Below are 21,230 nucleotides of genomic sequence, written 5' to 3' on the forward strand. Positions count from 1 at the left end.
TAAGAGGAGATGGTGGGTGATGACGGGCTCGAACCGCCGACCCCCTCCGTGTAAAGGAGATGCTCTACCAACTGAGCTAATCACCCATCTCTAAATCTCTTACTTCACATTCCGGGTCACTCTAAAGAGTGGTGGGTGATGACGGGCTCGAACCGCCGACCCCCTCCGTGTAAAGGAGATGCTCTACCAACTGAGCTAATCACCCCCGGTTTGTGGAGTCGCATTATAGGGACAGTTGAAAATGAGTCAACGCATTTTCTAAAGTTTTTATTCGTTCGTCTTAAAATTAAACGATGCGATCAAGAAACAGGCATTGGCGTTTGATTTATCATCAAATTCTCTGCTTTACCGCTATCTACAGGCATCAACATTGAGGAATTAGCGCACAGTGATAGAATGTTGCCTGTTAATTTTCCCTGGCAATTGCCGCTTTGCCGGCAAATATGTGTAACTAAGGCCGTTTAATGAAAATCAAAACTCGCTTTGCGCCAAGCCCAACAGGCTATCTGCACGTTGGCGGTGCCCGTACTGCTCTCTACTCCTGGCTGTTTGCTCGTCATAACAAAGGCGAGTTCGTGCTGCGTATAGAAGACACCGACCTCGAGCGTTCAACCCCGGAAGCCATCGAAGCGATTATGGACGGGATGAACTGGCTGAGCCTGCAGTGGGATGAGGGCCCGTACTATCAGACCAAGCGTTTTGATCGTTACAACCAGGCCATCGACGAAATGCTTGCTGCGGGCACGGCGTATAAGTGCTATTGCTCTAAAGAGCGCCTTGAGGCATTGCGTGAAGAGCAAATGGCCAATAACGAGAAACCTCGTTATGACGGTCGCTGCCGCCATAGCCATGAGCATCATGCTGATGACGAACCTTGCGTTGTGCGTTTCGCCAACCCGCAGGAAGGTTCCGTCATCTTTGATGATCAGATCCGTGGCCCGATCGAATTCAGTAACCAGGAACTGGACGACCTGATCATTCGCCGTACCGATGGTTCCCCAACTTACAACTTCTGCGTAGTGGTGGACGACTGGGATATGGAGATCACCCACGTGATCCGTGGTGAAGACCATATCAACAACACGCCGCGCCAGATCAACATCCTGAAGGCGCTGAACGCGCCGGTTCCGCTTTATGCTCACGTTTCTATGATCAACGGCGACGACGGTAAAAAACTGTCTAAGCGTCACGGGGCGGTGAGCGTGATGCAGTACCGCGACGACGGCTATCTGCCGGAAGCGCTGCTCAATTATCTGGTGCGTCTGGGCTGGTCCCACGGTGACCAGGAAATCTTCTCTCGCGAAGAGATGATTGAGATGTTCAGCCTGAACGCGGTAAGCAAGTCTGCCAGCGCCTTCAATACTGAAAAGCTGCAGTGGCTGAACCACCATTACATCAATACGCTGGAGCCAGAGTACGTGGCAACGCACCTGCAATGGCACATCGAGCAGGAAAATATTGATACCCGTAACGGCCCGCAGCTGTCTGAGCTGGTGAAACTGCTGGGCGAACGCTGTAAAACCCTGAAAGAGATGGCGCAGACCTGCCGCTACTTCTACGAAGATTTCAGCGAGTTTGATGCCGATGCGGCGAAGAAACACCTGCGTCCGGTAGCGCGTCAGCCGCTGGAAGTGGTGCGAGACAAGCTGGCAGCGCTGAGCGACTGGACTGCAGAAAACGTTCATCACGCTATACAGGCTACTGCTGATGAACTGGAAGTTGGGATGGGGAAAGTGGGGATGCCGCTGCGTGTCGCCGTGACCGGGGCTGGTCAGTCTCCTGGCCTTGATGTCACCGTGCATGCCATTGGCAAACAGCGCTCCGTGGCGCGCATTAATAAAGCGCTCGATTTCATCAGCGAGCGTGAAGCTCAGCAGTAAACATCGCAAATGTAGATGCAAAAAGCCGGTGCTCAGTCACCGGCTTTTTTATTTACTTATTCTTTTGAATTCCGAGTCGCTTGAGCAAACCTTCGCTGCCTTCACTCTCAAGGATCTCGGTCATTTTATGCTGTTCTTCTTCGGATAAGGTACGCAGGGTGTTTAGCATCAGCTGTTCCAGCGGCGTTCGAAGGACGCTATAAGATGCCACTCTCTCACTCATTTTGCTGGTGTTGGAGAGAAACGTTTTCACAGGCTCGGAGATATAAACAAATCTTGCTTTACCACCCGGTACGCCTCGTTTTTTACTGGTTTCCCAGTTATGTTTTAGTACCCATTTATTAATTGTCTGGCGGGTGTAACCCGTCATCTCCGCCAGTTCATCGGCGGTCATTTTTTCCTTGAACATCAGTAATCCTTTATTTTTCCTGACGCCGACAGGACAATAGCCGGGCAATTATTCGTTATCGCTGATCCCCAACCGCGCAAGTAAACCGGCAATCCCGTCCCGCAGCAGCATGGCAGACATCTTTTTCTGTTCGCTGTCGGACATTTGCTGCACTGAGTTGAGCAGTAGATTTTCCAGGGTGGCGTCCGTTGTGCTGTAGCGGGCTGTATTTTCCGTCACTCGTCGGGTGCTATTGATAAATTCCCTGACCTGCTCATCTATATGGATAAGCCTCGCTTTTCCTCCCTGAACGCCGGGTTTAGGTGAGGTCTCCCAATTTTCTTTACGCACCCACTTATTGATGGTCTGGCGGCTGTAGCCGGTGATCACGGCCAGTTCTTCTGGTGTCATTCTTTCCTTGAGCACAGTGATTCCTTTTCATTGCGACCGAAACGGCTTTATTAGTGGTTCATTTTATTGAACTGACTAACGCGAAACTGTGACAGAATTAACTACAACGGGATGATATGCAACCGAGAATTGCCGAAGGCGATGGCTTTTTAGGCGATTGATCGCGGAAGAACAAATTGCCGTTGACACGCTATGTGGGGTTTCATATTATGCCGCCCGTCAACACGACAAGGTCTTTACGGTTTGGGGCTATAGCTCAGCTGGGAGAGCGCTTGCATGGCATGCAAGAGGTCAGCGGTTCGATCCCGCTTAGCTCCACCAAATCTTCACCAGCAGATTTGGTACCGTAAAATCAGCACCTGTCAGTGGGGCTATAGCTCAGCTGGGAGAGCGCTTGCATGGCATGCAAGAGGTCAGCGGTTCGATCCCGCTTAGCTCCACCAAAATTTGAACCCTCGCTTCGGCGGGGGTTTTTGTTTTTCAGACTCCAACACACCTGCTTTTGGCTACCCTCGGTAAAAAAACCTCAACTTATGTCCGCTTGTTCTATTATTTCTGCTGTAGGGTAAGTTCTGCTTTTGTGCAGGCCTGAAACTTGATTCGCTCAATAAATAAACGTAACCTTGCCAGCGAAAAACCCTTTTTAAGCAATCACATAAAATTAACACCAGGGCCTATGATTATTTACAAGATGATAAAAAAAATAGCGGTTTCCCTGGCGCTGTGTTTACTTCTCATTCCCTTTTCTCGTTATATTTCACCGACAACCGTTGTTGATGGACATAAAACCTACCTCGCCTATCTGCCGCTCAGCTTTATAATGGCAATGATTATTATTTATGGCCGGTCTGCGATTATTCCGCTCACGCTAGGGTCGCTGGTTGTTTACAGCTGGCTGCTTGATTTAGCCGTTGTGCCGCTGGTTGCTTTTATTTTCTGTCTGCTATTCCCCTTATTGATTGCCAGTTTAATTACCCGCCACTACGTAGGCCATCGCTGGCGTTTTGGGCTGCCCAATAGAGGCATGGGGCAGCGTATTTTTTGGCTTGGTTTTGTCGCCCCGTTTACCATCAAACTGCTGATGTACCTCACTGGCAATCTGATTGAGTACCCACCTGAACTGGCGCCATTCTTCGGTGGCGGTTCCGTTATCTACATGATTGTTGATGTGCTGAACCTTGTCGTGGCCTCGCTTATCTTCACCACGCTTTTCTATTACCCGCTGCGTATGCTGTTGAACCCGCATTTTGCGGTCGGTTTCTGGCGGCGCTGTGTCCGGCACTACAGGCAGGATAAAAACCGTTTCTATACGCCGTTTTGGCTGGTTGTCTGGATGGTGTATTTGCTGCTGATGTGTTCGCCGTGGCATAGCGAACTGATTGCCGGCTATCTGGTTCCGCTGGTCTTTGTGCTGTTTACCCTGGGGATCCGTCGCCTTGGTGCGAGGCCTGTTTCTCTGTTGTGGGGGATTTCGGCATGGGTATTATTGACTTACAACACGGGTTTTTTGCAGGGCGTAAATACGCAATATGCTCTTTCCTTTATTCTGTCAGTTTTTATCTCCTTTACCGTATGTCTGTTGTATATGGCCACTTCATACCATAAAAATGAATGGATGAAGCGTGTTTATCATCTCCAGGCGCAGACAGATCCATTAACGCAATTACCTAATTTACGCGCGCTTGAAGAACATATTCAGACCTTTCAAACCGGTGCACTTTGCTGCCTGAGAATGGCGAACTTTGAGTTTCTTAGCCGACATTACGGCATGATGATGCGTGTTTACTGCAAGAAAACCATTGCCAGAGAATTACAACCCTGGCTGCTGGAAGGGGAAAAAATATTTCAGCTGCCGGGCAGTGAGCTGCTTCTGTTTTTACGGGAAGGCGAAACAGAAGCCCGGCTTACCTATTTTGTTGAACACCTGAATAATAAGAAAATCCCCTGGCACAATGTTACCCTTGAAATTGAATATGGGGCTTCCTGGGGCATTGTGGATTCACCGAAAGAGCTGCAGCGCATGCTCGGGCAATTAAGCTATCTGGCTGAAAAAGCCAGCGACACGCAGCGCGTACTTGGCCTTGATGCCAGGCTGCAGGCGGTCTCCGGGCAAACAACCGAGCGGGTGCTGCTGCTGCAAAAGATTAAGCAGGCAATAGACGAAGAAGCCTTTCAGCTCTACGCACAGCCCATTGTCGACTGCGAAGGGAAGGGCTATCACGAAATCCTCAGCCGCCTGGTGATTGATGGGCAGCACATCACCCCGGATAAATTTATTCCGATTGTTGCCGAATTTAACCTCAGCACCCGTTTTGACATGATGGTGATGAAGATGCTGCTGACCTGGCTTGCAAAGCACCCAGGCAACGTGCAGCAGACGCGCTTTTCGGTCAATCTGATGCCGCTCACGCTAATGCAAAAAGAGATTGCCCAGCAGATTATTGCCCAGTTTGACGTTTACAAGGTGCCGACCAGCGCGGTCGTCATTGAAGTGACGGAAGAGCAGGCATTTTCAAACTCAGAAACCTCTAACCAAAATATTGCCCTGCTGCGTGAGAAAGGTTTTAAGATTGCTATTGATGACTTTGGAACAGGCTACGCTAACTATGAGCGCCTGAAGAAGCTGCAGGCGGATATCATTAAGATAGATGGTTGCTTTGTCCGCGATATCACCGGCGATGTGATGGATAAGCTTATCGTGAAGTCCATTTGCGAACTGGCGGCGGCCAGAGAGCTCAGCGTCGTCGCAGAGTATGTCGAAACGGAAGAGCAGCGCGACATCCTGCTGCAGCTTGGCGTCCAATACCTGCAGGGGTATCTGGTGGGGAGACCCAAGCCTTTGCAGCAGCTTAAGCACTGACGCTCTCCTTTGCACCCTAAAAAGGAATCACCGTGAGCACGTCGCTGATTAGCCATATTCGTCTGCCGATGGTAAAAACACTGCGCATCACCCATGTGTGCTTTCTGTCGCTCTTTTTGCTGATCACCTTTCTTTTCTGGCAGCAGGGGGAGCTGTTCAACCACGGCTATCGCACCAGCCAGCTTAGCCACCTCGAAAGCGTGATCGCCAGGCTTGAAAGCAAATCTGAATATCAGATGGACAACCTGCGCTATCTCCGCCGCATGTTCATTGAAACGCTGAATGAGCCGCAGTTCACGCCGATCTCGCAGCTGGCTTCCCGGGCCAGCAATAAAGAGACGCTGTCGCCGCTGCATATCCAGAGCCTGCCGATCCCCGATAGCGTGCAACCTTTTAAAAACAAGCCGAAAGAAGAAAGGGAAAAACTCACGCAGCGGGAATATCAGGCCCTGCGCGACATTCAGGATCTCTTTCCGCTGGCAGGCGGGAGCAACCGTCTCTCTTCGAACATTTATTACATGTCGCGCTCCGGGGCATTTATTGCGTCGCTCTCCCCCGATGTGAACAAACTGCTTATCGAAAGTGCTAACCCTCTGGCGATGCAGGGATCGTTTGTGCTTGGCTCTCCGCTGTTGAACCCGCGCCGCGATCCGTTCTGGACCCGGCAAAATATCGCAGATTCCGGCAAAACGCTGATTAATGGCTCTCTTCCGGTGGACTTTGACGATCGGTGGATTGGGCTGTTTGGTATCGCGGTCACCACCGAAACGCTTCGGCTGTTTCTCTCCAGCGCTTTGCCGGAGGACACGCAAAGCGCCTATCTGCTTTTTGATGAGCAGATGAACCCGCTGACTCGCCCCGTTGGCTCGCAGAATGACTATCGCCTCAGCGAGAAGCAGCGACAGGCAATTCTTGAAAAGTTGGTCGATGAATCCCGGGGCACCCTACGTTTTGGCTATGCTTATGCCACTTTCGGCCATGTCACGGGGACGGGGGCAATCCTTGTCAGCGTCCAGACCATCCGGCAGGGGCTACACGAGGACTTTGGGCGTTTTAGCGTGCTGCTGGTAGTGATGTGGCTGACGGTGATCCTTATTCTGTTTGGTTCACACCGCATGATTTGCCGGCTGATTCGCAACATGGGCCATTTGCAGCAGGAAATGCACCGGCATGCGCTGCACGATGATCTGACCGGCGTTCTAAATCGCCGTGGCTTCTTTGAAACAACCGGGCGTATCAGCCCGCAGTATGTGGATTACTCTCTGATTCAGCTGGATCTCGATCATTTCAAAAAAGTGAATGACCGCTTCGGGCATCAGGTTGGCGACCGGGTGCTTATTCACGCCACGCGCTGCATCCAGCAGGCGATCCGCAGCCAGGACATTGTCGGGCGTATCGGCGGCGAAGAGTTTTGTGTCTACCTGCCTAATACCGGTCTGCATGCGGCGATTGCCGTGGCGCAGCGGGTGCGCAAAATGCTGGTGAACACGCCGCTCAGGCTGGAGGACGAGTCTGAACTGCTGGTGACGGCCTCGCTGGGCGTGGCTTCCCATGAAGAAGCCCCAGACGGTGACCTGGAACACATCCAGAGTCAGGCGGATATTCGCCTGTATAGGGCGAAACAGCAGGGGAGAAACAGAGTGTGTTGGGGCGGCGAGGCTGAATCGCAGGCATAAAAAAAGCCGGTGACCAGCACCGGCTTTTTAATACGCAAAAATTAGATAACCAGCGCGGCGATAGATGCCGACAGGATACTCACCAGCGTAGAGCCGTAAACCAGCTTCAGGCCGAAGCGGGAAACCACGTTGCCTTGCTCTTCGTTCAGGCCTTTAATGGCCCCGGCGATAATACCGATAGAAGAGAAGTTAGCGAAGGAGACCAGGAACACGGACAGGATGCCTTCCGCGCGCGGCGACAGGCTGCCGGCAATCTTCTGCAGATCCATCATCGCAACGAATTCGTTAGACACCAGTTTAGTCGCCATGATACTGCCGACCTGCAGCGCTTCTGCGGACGGCACGCCCATCACCCAGGCAACCGGGTAGAAGATATAGCCCAGAATGCCCTGGAAGGAGATACCCAGCACGGCAGCGAACAGCGCGTTCAGGCCAGAAATCAGGGCGATGAAGCCGATCAGCATGGCGGCAACGATAATCGCCACTTTGAAACCTGCCAGAATGTACTCGCCGAGCATTTCGAAGAAGCTTTGACCTTCATGCAGGTTAGTCATCTGCAGATTTTCTTCTTTCTCATCCACGCGGTACGGGTTGATCAGCGATAACACGATAAAGGTACTGAACATGTTCAGTACCAGCGCGGCAACCACGTATTTTGGCTGCAGCATCGTCATGTACGCACCTACGATTGACATGGACACGGTAGACATAGCGGTCGCCGCCATGGTGTACATGCGGTTGCGCGACATCTTGCCGAGAATATCCTTATAGGCGATGAAGTTTTCTGACTGTCCCAGAATCAGCGAGCTTACGGCGTTAAAGGATTCCAGCTTACCCATACCGTTGACTTTAGAAAGCACGGTACCGATAGCGCGGATAACAATCGGCAGAATGCGAATGTGCTGCAGAATACCGATCAGCGCAGAAATGAACACGATAGGGCACAGCACCTTCAGGAAGAAGAAAGCCAGGCCTTCATCGTTCATTTTGCCGAAGACAAAGTTTGTCCCTTCGTTAGCGAAACCGAGCAGTTTCTCGAACATTTCGGAGAAACCTTTTACGAAGCCCAGGCCGACGTCGGAGGTCAGGAAGAACCAGGCCAGTAACACTTCGATCACCAACAGCTGAATGACAAAGCGAATACGAATTTGCTTGCGGTTAGGGCTAACCAGCAAAGCCAGCAGCGCGACCACAGCAAGCGCTAAAACAAAGTGCAAAACGCGGGACATATTTGCTCCAAATATGAGGCAGGTTTAATTTCGTTGCACATTCTATGTAACAAGCAATAAGAAAACGAGATCAATTCCACACTATAGTGATGAGCTGTGACGGAACGCAAAAATAGTGATCCACCATACATTTCTGCTATGTTAAGTAAAGAAGCTAAAAGTTACGTTAAGATGGCTCATCGACAGTTTACACGTTGGCCAAATGTTAATCCGTTAACCGGCATCCAGATTCACTATCTCACGCCTCCTGCACATCGTTTTCAGCTATCAGAGAAATCAATTTCCCCGCACTAAATGAACTTGATAACCATTCTCATTTTGATAGCATAAAACATAGCAAAGGCTATATCTCAGAGGCAGAAGATGACAAGCAGTCGCATTGACAGCAATACCGGACGTACCGCGCGTAAGCTGCGGCTGGCGTTGATGGGGCCAGCGTTTATCGCCGCTATCGGCTACATCGACCCCGGTAACTTCGCGACCAATATCCAGGCCGGGGCGAGTTATGGCTATCAACTGCTGTGGGTGGTGGTGTGGGCAAACCTGATGGCGGCGCTGATTCAGGTACTCTCCGCCAAGCTGGGGATCGCTACCGGCAAGAACCTCGCCGAGCAAATCCGCGATCATTACCCGCGCCCGCTGGTGTGGATTTACTGGGTTCAGGCGGAAATTATTGCCATGGCGACGGACCTCGCGGAGTTTATCGGGGCGGCCATTGGCTTCAAGCTGATTCTGGGCGTCTCTTTGCTCCAGGGAGCGGTGCTGACAGGGATAGCCACTTTCCTGATTTTGATGCTGCAAAGCCGCGGGCAAAAGCCGCTGGAAAAAGTTATCGGCGGGCTGCTGCTGTTTGTGGCGGCGGCCTACATCGTTGAGCTTATTTTTTCCCAGCCGAAGGTAGCTGAGCTGGGCAAAGGGATGCTGATCCCAAGTCTGCCGACGTCCGAGGCGGTCTACCTTGCTGCTGGCGTTCTGGGCGCGACAATCATGCCGCACGTGATTTACCTGCACTCTTCTCTGACTCAGCACCTGCATGCGGGCAACCGGGCAGAGCGCTATTCCGCCACTAAATGGGACGTGGCGATAGCGATGACGATTGCCGGCTTCGTCAACCTGGCGATGATGGCCACCGCCGCAGCGGCGTTTCACTTCACCGGGCATACCGGCGTTGCCGAGCTGGAAGATGCCTATAAAACGCTGGAACCGCTGTTGAGCCATGCCGCAGCCACGATTTTCGGGCTTAGCCTGGTGGCGGCCGGTTTGTCATCCACGGTGGTGGGCACGCTTGCCGGGCAGGTGGTGATGCAGGGGTTTGTCCGTTTTTATATTCCGCTGTGGGTTCGCCGGGCGATTACCATGGCGCCGTCCTTCGTGGTCATCATGATGGGGCTCGACCCAACGCGTATTCTGGTCATGAGCCAGGTGCTGTTGAGCTTCGGGATTGCGCTGGCGCTGGTGCCGCTGCTGGTGTTTACCAGCGACAAAAAGCTGATGGGTGATTTGGTTAACGTGCGCTGGGTTAAGCTGGTTGGCTGGGCGATAGTCGCGGTGGTGGTGGCGCTCAACCTGTGGTTAATTTTTAGTACGCTGTTTGGCAACTAATCTTGCCAAAGAAAGTGCGAAGGGCTGGATTATCCAGCCCTTTTTTATTTAATGACGGTGTCCGTGGCCTCTGCCGCGATGGTCGTCGCGGTCGTTCCAGCCTTCGCGATAGCCGCGTTCATAGCTATTCCGTCCGCGGTCCCAGCCTCGATCCCAGCCACGGTGGCGATGCCAGCCGCGATCGCGCCATTCATAATTGCGGTGCCAATAATCACGGTCGCGCCATCTGCCGCCGTCCCAGTAATTACCGCGATAATCTTGATCGCCAATCTGTAATTTCACCGACGGCAGCAGGGTGATTTCACCCGCGTTTGCGACCATCGGCGCCGCGGCCAGTAAGGCAAGGGCAAGCATTAGTGACCTGAACATACTTTCTCTCCCTGGTTCTCAGAGCCGTGTTGCGGCTTGTTAACACAATCTTACAAACCGACAACCGGGCTGATGAATTACACAATTCCTAAATCATCGGCCATAGCACTTATTGCACAAGTCACTGGCGTGAACCCGGAGGGAAAGTTAAACGTTTACACTAAGATCGCCTCGATTTCTGCTCGTTCCTGTTCGCTGAAATGGCGCTGGCTTAGCATACCCACGGCGTCCTCTATCTGGCTGGTTTTACTCGCGCCAATAAGCACCGAAGTCACTTTTTCATCGCGGAGTACCCAGGCCAGCGCCATCTGCGACAGCTTTTGCACGCGTTTCTCCGCCAGCGCGTTGAGCTGCCGTACTTTTGCCAGCTTCTCTGCCGTAATCTGATCGGGGTTCAGGAAACGGCTGCCGCTGGCAGCGCGTGAATCCCCAGGGATGCCGCTCAGATAGCGGTCGGTTAGCTGGCCCCCGGCAAGCGGGGAAAAAGCGATGCTGCCTACGCCTTTTTCCTGCAGCAGATCCAGCAGGCCACCTTCGACCCAGCGCTCAAACAGGGAATAACGCGGCTGGTGGATCAGGCAAGGCGTACCGAGATCGTTCAGGATATCAATAGCTTTCTCCGCCCGATCGGCCGGGTAGTTTGAGATCCCGACATACAGCGCTTTGCCCTGGCGTACCACATGGTCGAGGGCGCGCATGGTCTCCTCCAGCGGCGTGTCAGGATCCGGGCGGTGGTGATAAAAGATATCGACATACTCCAGCCCCGTGCGCTTCAGACTCTGGTCGAGACTTGAAATCAGATATTTGCGTGAACCCCAGTCGCCGTAAGGCCCGTCCCACATGGTGTAACCCGCTTTGGTGGAGATAATCAGCTCGTCGCGCCAGGCCTGGAAATCTTCCCGCAAAATGCGCCCAAAGTTGGCTTCAGCTGACCCAGGCGGTGGCCCGTAATTATTGGCAAGGTCAAAATGGGTAATGCCCAGATCGAAAGCCTTTCTCAGCAGCTGGCGGCTGGTTTCCAGCAGCGTTTCATCACCAAAATTATGCCAAAGGCCAAGGGAGATGGCGGGCAGTTTCAGGCCGCTGCGGCCGCAGCGACGGTACTCCATAGACGAATAGCGTTCAGGGTGGGGCTGCCAGGTCATTATTGTCATCCTTACAGGTAACAGAGAAATCAGTGTATACGCTTTCACAGTTCAGAATACGCCGTATTTCACTGTAAATTCCACGTGCCACCCCTTAAATCGGATATATTCTCGACACCGATCACGGTTACTTAATACTCACAGCAAGCCCTCATAGAAGGAAAATCCTATGCGCTACTGTGTGGCAGACTATCTTGTTGACCGGCTTAACGAAGGCGGGATCGAGCACCTCTTCGGCGTCCCCGGTGACTACAACCTTGTTTTCCTGGATCACGTGATTGCGCATCCGAGGCTTGCCTGGGTGGGCTGCGCTAACGAGCTGAATGCGGCCTACGCCGCCGACGGGTATGCCCGCTGCAAAGGCGCGGCGGCGCTGCTGACCACGTTTGGCGTGGGCGAACTGAGCGCGCTGAATGGCGTAGCGGGCAGCTATGCCGAACATCTTCCTGTCATTCATATTGTTGGCGCGCCCAATAGCCGCGCCCAGCAGCGCGGTGAACTGCTTCATCACACATTAGGCGACGGGGATTTCCGCCATTTCCTGCGTATTGCCGAAGAAGTTTCCGTGGCTCAGGCTTCGCTCACCCCCGCCAATGCCTGCAGCGAAATTGATCGCGTAATTCTTGAAGCGCTCAAGCAGCAGCGCCCCGGTTACCTGTTATTGCCGAGCGATGTGGCGGAGGCGCCAGCAACGCGGCCTTCAAAACGGCTAATGGCTCCTGAAACGGTGGCTGAACCGGCAACGCTGGAAGCGTTTCGTCATTGTGCGCAGGCAAAAATTGCCGAAAGCCGAAGCGTAGCGCTGCTGGCCGATTTTCTGGCCCTGCGTTATGGGCAGCAAAAAACGCTCCAGCAGTGGATGGCGAGCACGCCCATCCCTCACGCTTCACTGCTGATGGGGAAAGGGTTGTTCGATGAAAGCCAGCCTGGTTTTCTGGGCACCTACAGTGGGGCGGCCAGTCCGCCGCAGGTGAAGCAGGGGATTGAGAGCGCGGAGCTGGTTATCTGCGTGGGTGTGAAGTTTACCGATACCATCACCGCCGGTTTCAGCCAGAAGCTAAGTCAGCAGCAGACAATTGAGGTTCAGCCGGAGGCGGTGCGGGTAGGCGAGCGCTGGTTTAGCGGGATCTCGATGGCGCAGGCCATCGCCATTTTGCAGCCGCTGTGTGCTCAACAGGCTGCGTCCTGGCCGGAGGCCACGCAAAGGCCACCGCAGCTTCCCGTTTGCGACAGCGACCGGCTGGACCAGCACGCTTTCTGGCAAACCCTGCAGGACGCCTTACAGCCCGGCGATATCATTCTGGCCGACCAGGGCACGGCGGCCTTTGGTGCCGCGGCCTTAACGCTGCCCGCAGGTGTGACCTTTATCGTCCAGCCGCTGTGGGGATCGATTGGTTTTACGCTGCCTGCTGCATTTGGCGCACAAACCGCATGGCCGAGCAGGCGTGTGCTTTTGCTGATAGGCGACGGCTCCGCCCAGCTGACTATTCAGGAACTGGGTAGCATGCAGCGTGACGGCCAGAAGCCGGTGGTCATGGTGCTGAATAACGATGGCTACACGGTTGAGCGCGCGATCCATGGCCCGGAACAGCGCTACAACGACATTGCCGCGTGGGACTGGACCCGCCTGCCGCAGGCAATGAACGTGGATAGCCTGGCCGAATGCTGGCGTGTCACGGAAACATCACAGCTTGCTGCCGTGCTGGAAAAGCTGGCCAGCCCGGAGAGGCTGGCGCTGGTGGAAGTGGTGCTTCCTAAGCAGGACATTCCCGAGCTGCTCAGAGCGGTCACCACCTCGCTGGGTAAACGCAACTCGGAAATGGAACATTAATTAGCGGTTTGGCCGCCCGGCCATCATCAACGGTTTACCCGCCAGCAGGAGCCAGGCGGGCAACATCACGATGCACAGCAAGGGCAGGAGTTTGACGTCCGGTACCACGGCCATCGCCATAAACAGGCTCAGCCAACCGTCGCGCGTGACCACCAGCACCATGCCAAGGACGGCGCAGGAGAGGGTAATCGCGGCAGGGACCGCCTCAACGTGCTGGTGCAGCATCATGCCTAACGCCACGCCCACAAACACCGCCGGGAAAATACGCCCGCCCCGGAAACCGCTGGCGGCAGCGATAATCAGCGCGGCCAGCTTCACCACGGCAAACAGCAGCAGCGACGACACGGAGAAATCGGCGATAGCCAGCTGCTGCATCTCATCCAGGCCTTTAAACATTGTCACCTCACCGCCGATTACCCCCAGCAGGCCTAGCAAAAAACCGCCTGCACCGAGTATAAGCACCGGATGTTTGAGCTGGTGCATCAGGCGGTGCAGCCTTGGCAGACACCAGACGCCCACCATGCCCATCGCAATGGCGATAGCCGCGACAACCGCCCCGCTGAACAGGTCTTCAATGTGCATTTCGGGGTAGCTGGCAACCGGCAGTGCAAAGTGCGGCTGAAAGAAAATGCTGGTGGTCAGCGCCCCGGCGGATGCGGCCATCAATGGCGCGAACAGTCTGTCCCACAGCGGGACTTCATTATTTCCGCCCAGGGTTTGCGAAAAGATCAGCGCCGCGGCCACCGGCGTGCCGAATAAAGCGCCGACGGTGCCCGCCGCGGCGAGAATAGTCCAGTCAAGCGGGCTGACCTTCGGCAAAACGCGGGCGCCAAGCGCCACCGCGAGCGCAATATTCACCGCCATAATCGGGTGCTCCGGCCCCAGGCTCACGCCACCGGCAAGGCCAATCACCAGCGCCATCACCAGGCCCGGAATAGCCATCGTTGGCACGGGCGCCCCGATAAGCGGTTCGGTCGCGGGATCGGGCCCGCCGTGGCCAGGCAAATAGCGGATAACCAGCCCAACCGCGACGCCGGTCAGGGTCAAAATAAGCAGTATCCAAAATGGGGACTGGGGATCGTACCCGCGCGCCGCTGGCAGCGTGGCCCACAGATATTCCTGCAGCGCAGCGGCAACCTTCATCACGACAATTAATACCAGGCTGGATAAGACGCCGATAATCAGAGCCGGAATGGAAAGTACCAGCATGGTTCTGGCTCGCGGATGGAGCATAGTCAATCCTTACAATAGGAAGTCGCACGGCGCAAAAACGGAAAGTCTTAAGCCGCATTGCAAATAGAGCTGAAACGGTAAAGCCAGAATGTGACCTGGTTCAACAATCGCGCCGCACCTGGATGATGGTCGTTGTTGTTTCGGCTGGCTAATTTTACAGTGTTGCCAGAACTTATTCTGACTTTAGCGGAGCTGTTTGAGAATGACAAAATATGCTTTGGTGGGAGATGTCGGCGGCACCAATGCACGTCTGGCGCTATGCGATTTGAACACGGGTGATATTTCACAGGCAAAGACTTACTCCGGCCTTGATTTTCCAGGCCTGGAAGCGGTGATTCAGCACTACCTCAAAGAACATAACATCAGCGTGCAGTCAGGTTGCGTGGCGATTGCCTGCCCGATAAACGGGGACTGGGTGGAAATGACCAACCACACCTGGGCATTTTCCACCGCCGAAATGAAGCAAAACCTGGGCTTCGATCATCTGGAAATTATCAACGACTTTACCGGCGTTTCCATGGCCATCCCGGCGCTGAAAAAAGAGCATCTGATTCAGTTCGGCGGTGGCGAGCCTGTGGCAGGCAAACCGGTGGTGGTGTACGGTGCGGGCACCGGGCTGGGCGTTTCTCACCTGGTGCACGTCGACAAACGCTGGATCAGTCTGCCGGGCGAAGGCGGCCACTCAGATTTCGCGGCGAACAGCGAAGAAGAGGGCATTATCCTGGAGCAGCTGCGCAATGAACTTGGGCACGTCTCCAACGAGCGCATTCTCTCCGGGCCAGGTCTGCTGAATCTCTACCGCGCCATCGTTAAGGCCGATGGCCGTGAACCGGAAAACTACCAGCCGAAGGACATCACCGAAAAAGCCGTGGACGATACCTGCACCGACTGCCGCCGCGCGCTGTCGCTGTTCTGCGTGATCCTGGGGCGTTTCGGCGGCAACCTTGCGCTGAACATGAGTACGTTTGGCGGCGTGTATATCGCCGGCGGTATCGTGCCGCGCTTCCTGGAGTTCTTTAAGGCTTCGGGCTTCCGCGGCGGGTTTGAAGACAAAGGCCGCTTCAAAGCGTTCGTGAAGGATATTCCCGTTTATCTCATCGTGCACGATCAGCCTGGGCTGCTGGGCGCCGGGGCTCACCTGCGTCAGACGCTGGGCCACGTCCTGTAATACCGCGCGGGCGCACTGCGATTGCGCCCGCCAGTTTCCCTTCTCTACAGGCGCATTAGCTGCCGGAACTCTTTCACCTTACTGCGGCTCACCGGCACCTGAAAATCGAGATCTCGCAGGCGAAGAATATAGGTATTGTTAAACCACGGCTCTATTTCACGGATTTTGCTCAGGTTCACCACATAAGAGCGGTGGCAGCGGAAGAAATGGCTCTCCGGCAGGCGGCTGCAGAATTCGGTGATGTTCATCGGCATGACGTAAGACTCACGGCGCGTATAGACGAAGGTCATCTTCTCGTGAGCTTCCGCGTAGTAAATATCGTTGATGTCGGTGACGATAATTCGCTCGTCTTTGATCAGGTTAATCGTCGTGGCGTCGCGGTTTTCATGGCTGGCGGCAGGCTGAGAGGTTTGCTGCTGATAAGCCACCTCGAGTTTTTGCAGCATGCCAATAATGCGTGACTCCTGATACGGCTTCAGAATGTAGTCAAACGCTTCCAGCTCAAAAGCTTCCACCGCATGCTCTTTCCAGGCGGTAATAAACACGATGAACGGCCTGTGGGCAAATTTGCTGATGTTCTGCGCCAGCAGCACGCCGTCCAGCGACGGAATATTGATGTCGAGGAAAATGGCGTCCACTTCATGATGCTGCAAATACTTCAGCACATCCATACCATCGTCGAAAGAGGCGACAATCTCCATTTCGCTGTGGTTTTTGATGAGCCAGCTCAGCTCCTGCTGCGCCAGAAACTCATCCTCTACGATAATGACCTTCATGCTTCTCTCCCTTCCAGTGGGCGCGGCGCGGCGGTGGGGACATAGCGCGGCACGTAAAAGGCGATTTCGGTCCCCGGCTCCAGGCGGCGGATGATCAGTCCTTCGCCGTAGAGCAACTGCACTCGGTGATGCACGTTCAGCAGGCCAATTTTATTCCCCGGCATTTCGTTATTCTCCACGCGCTCGACCACTTTAGGATCGATCCCGTGGCCGGTATCGCGCACGGCAATGCGCACCCGGTTGCCGCTCTCTTCAATGCTTATCGTCACCACACCCTTACCTTTACAAGGCTGAATGCCGTGCACAATGGCATTTTCCACCAGAGGCTGGATAAGCAGGCTGGGAATGCGGCAGTTGACCTCTTCATCAATGTTATAAATCACCGTCAGCTTGTCGCCAAAGCGCGCCTGCTCAATGGCAATGTAATCCTTGATTTGATACAGCTCCTTGCGGATATCAATCTGCTCGTCGTCGTTCAGCTCGATGTTATAGCGCAGGTAGCGTGACAGGTTGACGATAAGCTGGCGGGCAGTGTCCGGGTTCATACGGATTGAGGAGGATATCGCATTCAGCGCATTGAACAGGAAATGCGGGTTTATCTTGCTTTGCAGCGCCCGGAGTTCGGCTTTGTTGGCCATTTCGCGCAGCTGCTCCGCGCGGGAAACCTCAAGCTGGGTAGAAATAATCTGCGACAGGCCAACCGCCATTTCCTGCAGCGTGGAGGTGATCTGGTGGGCATGGCGGTAATAGATTTTCAGGGTGCCGGTCACCACGCCTTTTTCCCACAGCGGGATGATGATTAAGGAGTGAATTTCCGGCGTTCGCCAGGCTTCGTCATCGTTGCGAATGATGATGCGCCCCTCTTTCAGTGCCTGACGGGTGCGCGGGCTGAAAGCCTGGTCGTTCTCGTGATAGTTATTTTCCCCCAGCCCGACGTAGGCCAGCACTTTTTCGGTATCGGTAATGGCCACCGCATCCGCATCGATATCGTGGCGAATAATCTGGCAAACCTGGCGTAGCGACTCGCTGTTAACCTTGCGGAACAGCGGCAGCGTTTTGTTGGCGATATCCAGCGCTAGCTTGGCCTGGCGGGCGGCGCTGGCCTCTTTCTCGCCCTCGACGCTTTGCACCAGCAGGATAATAAAGCCGATTGACACCGAGCCGAGGATCATCGGCACGCCGATTTTGGACACGATATCAAGGCCCAGCGCGGTGCTTGGCGCCCAGAGCACCACCAGAATCATGGTCATCGTTTCACAGAGCATGCCGCCGATGATACCGACTCGCCAGTGCTTCTCTTTCGGCACTTTGCGGTTGATCCAGCCGGACATTATACCGGCCAGGATGCTGGTGATAAAGCAGGGGATAGCGGTGATGCCGCCGATATCAATCAGGTAGCGGTGTGTCCCGGCGATAAGCCCGGTAATAATCCCCACCCAGGGGCCAAACAGGATCCCACCGGACATCACCGCGATAATACGCACGTTGACCAGCGAGCCTTCAACCGGCACGCCTGACCAGGTACTGAACAACGCAAACATTGAGAAAATAGCGGTGACCGCCAGCAGCTCTTTAGGCGTATGGGCGCTTTTGTGCAGCAATTCGCGGAACAGACGAATTCGAATCAGGAAGAAAAGGCAAATAAGCATCAGCGCCGCGCGATCGAACACCGCCAGCAGCATAGTAAAAATTTCGTGCACGGGTCACTCGCGTGGCTCAGAGGGGAAGCGCCAATGATAAGGAAATTTGGCGGGGGTTTCCAGTTGAGGACACCCCTCACCCCGACCCTCTCCCCAGGGGGGCGAGGGCGAAAATACCAGGTCACAACAGCATGCAGTCTACTCCCTCCCCGCAAAGGGGCAGGGAGAAAATAGGTGACGAGGAACATGGTTGATTGCCTCTCCCTTCCAGGGAGAGGGCCTGGGTGAGGATCATTACTTCCCGCCAAGCTGTTCCCGCCCAGCAGGCGTCAAATCCTGCGTGGTCGCACGACCAGCAAAATCCACCTCAAAATCATCGGCGGCGAAATCCGGCGGCGTTTTACCCTCAACAAATGCGTCCCACTGGCGCGGCAGGTACCCGGCATTCTTCTCGCACCACGGCGCGGCGGCGATGTACATCACGTTGCTATCGAACTCACCGAGGTGCTCGTTCTCGACGGCATGAATCACATCGCAGTGCCAGAAAACGGTATCGCCCGGCTCCATATCGGGAATTGAGGAAATCCCAGTCAGTAAAAGGGGATGCCACTCTTTGTTAATGGATAATGCTCTGCCTGGCTTAGCTTCGCACAACGATTCCTCTGGTACATCGTCCTGCAGCGCCCGCAGCAGGATCCAGGCCATGGCATTCGCCACCGGCAGCAAATTCAGCGTGCCGCCGTGTTTGCGCTGGGGCGTGAGCGCCGTCCAGCCCTGGAAAGTACGGAACATCGAACAGACCGCAGGGGACGGGAACTCCCTTACTTCCGTTCTGCCTTCGGCGGCAAACGGATCGTAATCTTTCCAGTTACCGGAAAATACGTGGCGGTAAACGTGGCGGAAGTTTTCGTCCAGCCAGCGCTCAACCGATCCGCCGTCAACGTGCGGAGAAAGCCCCAGCGAGCTTGAGCGGGGCGGGCGACGGCGAGTGCGATCCGCGTAAGAAACGACGCGATTTGGATCGAAGTGTTGCCTGCCGTGGCTTTCCGTTTGCCACAGATTATTGAGGAACACCTGCACCGCTTTCATACGCTCATGCTGGCGGGCTTCGGTTTGTGGTTTAGACCAGTAAATGCCGTAAATCTGCGGCTTACTGTCGGCAAGCGTGCCGAAATAGTTGTCTTCCGCCGCATTTTTCAGGCGTTCGACAAAATGATTTCGTGCCAGATAATTGCCGATCTCTTCATTCCAGCCACGAGCTTGTTCCTGCGGGAAAACGCCCCGGATCGTGCAGCAGCCGCGCTGGCGAATCAGCGCTTTTTGTTGCTCGCTCACGTGGCCCTGAAGAATGTCGTCGGCGTCGAGCTGCGGAACAGGGTTCTCGCCGCGCGCCATTTCTTCGCGGATCGTTTCGATTTGCTGGCGAATATTGGTTTCAAGTTCGGTAAACGCCGATTGATAGTGGGGCAGATCGCGGCGCAGCTTTTGTTTTATCTCGCGGATAGCTTTTGGCAGATCGTTAATGTCCAGGTGCATAGGTGACGCCCTCTTTCAGAAAATAAGTTACTGAGTTGTTGCTACCTGGTTAATGTATGCCTGAATTATTAAATGAAATAGTGATGTGTTTCATTCGAAACTTCCCGTTTTGTGTCGCGGAAAAAATATTTTCATTTCCCCCTCGACAGGCGATTTTTATTCAGGCTATTTTCAAAACAGGCCACATCACGTGGCAGCGTCGCTCGGACGGTCCGGGCGCTCACGTTACTCTGAGGAATTTATGGCTGACTCCAGTCCAAAACGTCGTTTTTCACGTATCGATCGCTTACCCCCTTACGTTTTTAACATCACTGCCGAGCTGAAAATGGCTGCGCGACGCCGCGGCGAAGACATTATTGATTTCAGCATGGGCAACCCGGACGGGGCGACGCCGCCGCACATCGTCGAGAAACTTTGCACCGTGGCCCAGCGTGAAGACACGCACGGGTATTCCACTTCGCGAGGCATTCCTCGTCTGCGCCGCGCCATTTCTCGCTGGTACAAAGATCGCTACGACGTGGATATCGACCCGGAAAGCGAAGCCATTGTGACCATTGGCTCGAAGGAGGGGCTGGCGCACCTGATGCTGGCGACGCTGGATCACGGGGATACCGTGCTGGTGCCGAACCCAAGCTACCCGATTCATATTTACGGGGCGGTGATCGCCGGGGCGCAGGTTCGCTCCGTGCCGCTGGTGGAAGGCGTGGACTTCTTTGCCGAGCTGGAGAGGGCGATTCGCGAAAGTTACCCGAAACCGAAGATGATGATCCTCGGCTTTCCGTCTAACCCAACCGCCCAGTGCGTGGAGCTGGCGTTTTTCGAGAAGGTTGTTGCCCTGGCGAAGCAGTACGACGTGCTGGTGATTCATGATCTGGCCTACGCCGATATTGTCTATGACGGCTGGAAAGCGCCTTCCATTATGGAAGTGCCCGGCGCGCGCGACGTGGCCGTTGAGTTCTTCACGCTGTCAAAAAGCTACAACATGGCGGGCTGGCGGATCGGCTTTATGGTCGGTAACCAGGAACTGGTCAGCGCGCTGGCGCGTATCAAGAGCTACCACGATTACGGCACCTTTACGCCGCTGCAGGTGGCGGCGATTGCTGCCCTTGAAGGCGATCAGCAGTGCGTGCGTGATATCGCGGAGCAATACAAACGCCGTCGGGACGTACTGGTAAAAGGGTTACATGAAGCAGGCTGGATGGTGGAATGCCCGAAAGCGTCCATGTACGTCTGGGCAAAAATTCCTGAACATTACGCGGCGATGGGTTCGCTGGAGTTCGCCAAAAAGCTGCTGCAGGAAGCGAAAGTTTGCGTTTCACCGGGGATTGGCTTCGGCGACTACGGTGACACTCACGTTCGCTTCGCGCTGATTGAAAACCGGGATCGTATCCGTCAGGCCGTGCGCGGTATTAAGGCGATGTTCAGGGCTGACGGGCTGCTGCCACCGCTGCCGAAAAACGCGGCGGAAAACGCCGAATAATGAAAC

Annotated in this window: 16 protein-coding genes and 4 tRNA genes; 9 read left to right on the top strand and 11 right to left on the bottom strand. The window is 54.6% G+C overall.

What is annotated here, in order from left to right; genetic code table 11:
• Positions 1-10: 10 nt before the first annotated feature.
• Both F3J26_RS01335 and F3J26_RS01340 read right to left on the bottom strand, forming a co-directional pair.
• Positions 11-86 (bottom strand) — tRNA-Val (locus F3J26_RS01335).
• A gap of 43 nt (positions 87-129) precedes the next feature.
• A tRNA-Val gene (locus F3J26_RS01340) sits at positions 130-205 on the bottom strand.
• A gap of 259 nt (positions 206-464) precedes the next feature.
• Between F3J26_RS01340 and gltX the strand changes: the two genes are divergently transcribed.
• A complete protein-coding gene (gene gltX / locus F3J26_RS01345; protein ID WP_008459604.1) occupies positions 465-1,880 on the top strand; it encodes a glutamate--tRNA ligase in 1,416 nt (471 codons plus the stop codon).
• Positions 1,881-1,932: 52 nt separating this feature from the next.
• Here gltX and F3J26_RS01350 read toward each other — a convergent pair whose 3' ends face one another.
• Both F3J26_RS01350 and F3J26_RS01355 read right to left on the bottom strand, forming a co-directional pair.
• The gene (locus F3J26_RS01350) at positions 1,933-2,289 is read right to left on the bottom strand and encodes a YfeC-like transcriptional regulator (protein WP_008459606.1); all 357 of its coding nucleotides are present in this window, start codon (positions 2,287-2,289) and stop codon (positions 1,933-1,935) included.
• A gap of 48 nt (positions 2,290-2,337) precedes the next feature.
• Complete coding sequence (locus F3J26_RS01355; RefSeq protein ID WP_166990751.1) at positions 2,338-2,694, bottom strand: YfeC-like transcriptional regulator; 357 nt, start codon at positions 2,692-2,694, stop codon at positions 2,338-2,340.
• Between the two features lie 230 nt (positions 2,695-2,924).
• Here F3J26_RS01355 and F3J26_RS01360 point away from each other — a divergent pair.
• From F3J26_RS01360 to F3J26_RS01375, 4 genes are all read left to right on the top strand, one after another.
• Positions 2,925-3,000: transfer RNA gene (locus F3J26_RS01360), tRNA-Ala, on the top strand.
• Positions 3,001-3,046: 46 nt separating this feature from the next.
• A tRNA-Ala gene (locus F3J26_RS01365) sits at positions 3,047-3,122 on the top strand.
• A gap of 248 nt (positions 3,123-3,370) precedes the next feature.
• Entirely contained in the window at positions 3,371-5,539 is a 2,169-nt protein-coding gene (locus tag F3J26_RS01370) for a sensor domain-containing phosphodiesterase (RefSeq protein ID WP_502706576.1), read from the top strand.
• 32 nt (positions 5,540-5,571) lie between these two features.
• Positions 5,572-7,215, top strand: a complete 1,644-nt coding sequence (locus tag F3J26_RS01375) for a diguanylate cyclase (RefSeq protein ID WP_166990757.1) — start codon at positions 5,572-5,574, stop codon at positions 7,213-7,215.
• Positions 7,216-7,256: 41 nt separating this feature from the next.
• Here the strand turns inward: F3J26_RS01375 and F3J26_RS01380 are convergent, their stop codons facing one another.
• Entirely contained in the window at positions 7,257-8,444 is a 1,188-nt protein-coding gene (locus F3J26_RS01380; protein WP_008459614.1) for a NupC/NupG family nucleoside CNT transporter, read from the bottom strand.
• Between the two features lie 345 nt (positions 8,445-8,789).
• Here F3J26_RS01380 and F3J26_RS01385 point away from each other — a divergent pair, with 345 nt between their 5' ends.
• On the top strand, positions 8,790-10,046 hold the full coding sequence (locus F3J26_RS01385; protein WP_286130863.1) for an Nramp family divalent metal transporter: 1,257 nt from the start codon (positions 8,790-8,792) through the stop codon (positions 10,044-10,046).
• A 48-nt stretch (positions 10,047-10,094) separates the two neighbouring features.
• On the opposite strand, the gene F3J26_RS01390 is transcribed toward F3J26_RS01385, so the two are convergent.
• Together F3J26_RS01390 and mgrA are read right to left on the bottom strand one after the other, a co-directional pair.
• Complete coding sequence (locus F3J26_RS01390) at positions 10,095-10,415, bottom strand: DUF2502 domain-containing protein (protein ID WP_008459618.1); 321 nt, start codon at positions 10,413-10,415, stop codon at positions 10,095-10,097.
• A gap of 155 nt (positions 10,416-10,570) precedes the next feature.
• Entirely contained in the window at positions 10,571-11,560 is a 990-nt protein-coding gene (mgrA, locus tag F3J26_RS01395) for an L-glyceraldehyde 3-phosphate reductase (protein WP_166990760.1), read from the bottom strand.
• A gap of 169 nt (positions 11,561-11,729) precedes the next feature.
• Here mgrA and F3J26_RS01400 point away from each other — a divergent pair, with 169 nt between their 5' ends.
• A complete protein-coding gene (locus F3J26_RS01400; RefSeq protein ID WP_166990764.1) occupies positions 11,730-13,391 on the top strand; it encodes an alpha-keto acid decarboxylase family protein in 1,662 nt (553 codons plus the stop codon).
• Here F3J26_RS01400 and F3J26_RS01405 read toward each other — a convergent pair whose 3' ends face one another.
• On the bottom strand, positions 13,392-14,624 hold the full coding sequence (locus tag F3J26_RS01405; protein ID WP_166990767.1) for an ion channel protein: 1,233 nt from the start codon (positions 14,622-14,624) through the stop codon (positions 13,392-13,394).
• Between the two features lie 202 nt (positions 14,625-14,826).
• On the opposite strand from F3J26_RS01405, the gene glk reads away from it, so the two are divergent.
• Positions 14,827-15,792 carry a glucokinase gene (gene glk / locus F3J26_RS01410; protein ID WP_166990770.1) on the top strand — a complete coding sequence of 322 codons (966 nt, stop codon included), beginning with the start codon at positions 14,827-14,829 and terminating at the stop codon, positions 15,790-15,792.
• A gap of 44 nt (positions 15,793-15,836) precedes the next feature.
• Here the strand turns inward: glk and F3J26_RS01415 are convergent, their stop codons facing one another.
• The 3 genes from F3J26_RS01415 to F3J26_RS01425 all read right to left on the bottom strand — a co-directional run bounded on the left by F3J26_RS01415 (position 15,837) and on the right by F3J26_RS01425 (position 19,744).
• Complete coding sequence (locus F3J26_RS01415; protein WP_166990773.1) at positions 15,837-16,568, bottom strand: LytR/AlgR family response regulator transcription factor; 732 nt, start codon at positions 16,566-16,568, stop codon at positions 15,837-15,839.
• Positions 16,565-18,268, bottom strand: a complete 1,704-nt coding sequence (locus F3J26_RS01420; RefSeq protein ID WP_034809573.1) for a sensor histidine kinase — start codon at positions 18,266-18,268, stop codon at positions 16,565-16,567. Before F3J26_RS01420 ends, F3J26_RS01415 begins: the two co-directional genes overlap by 4 nt.
• 234 nt (positions 18,269-18,502) lie before the next feature.
• Positions 18,503-19,744: a DUF1479 domain-containing protein gene (locus F3J26_RS01425; RefSeq protein WP_166990776.1), complete on the bottom strand. Its 1,242-nt coding sequence runs from the start codon at positions 19,742-19,744 to the stop codon at positions 18,503-18,505.
• Positions 19,745-19,985: 241 nt separating this feature from the next.
• On the opposite strand from F3J26_RS01425, the gene alaC reads away from it, so the two are divergent.
• Entirely contained in the window at positions 19,986-21,224 is a 1,239-nt protein-coding gene (alaC, locus tag F3J26_RS01430) for an alanine transaminase (RefSeq protein ID WP_008459632.1), read from the top strand.
• Positions 21,225-21,230 lie beyond the last annotated feature (6 nt).

The sequence above is a fragment of the Enterobacter sp. Ap-867 genome (genome assembly GCF_011752855.1).
In the GTDB taxonomy this organism is placed as follows: domain Bacteria; phylum Pseudomonadota; class Gammaproteobacteria; order Enterobacterales; family Enterobacteriaceae; genus Cedecea.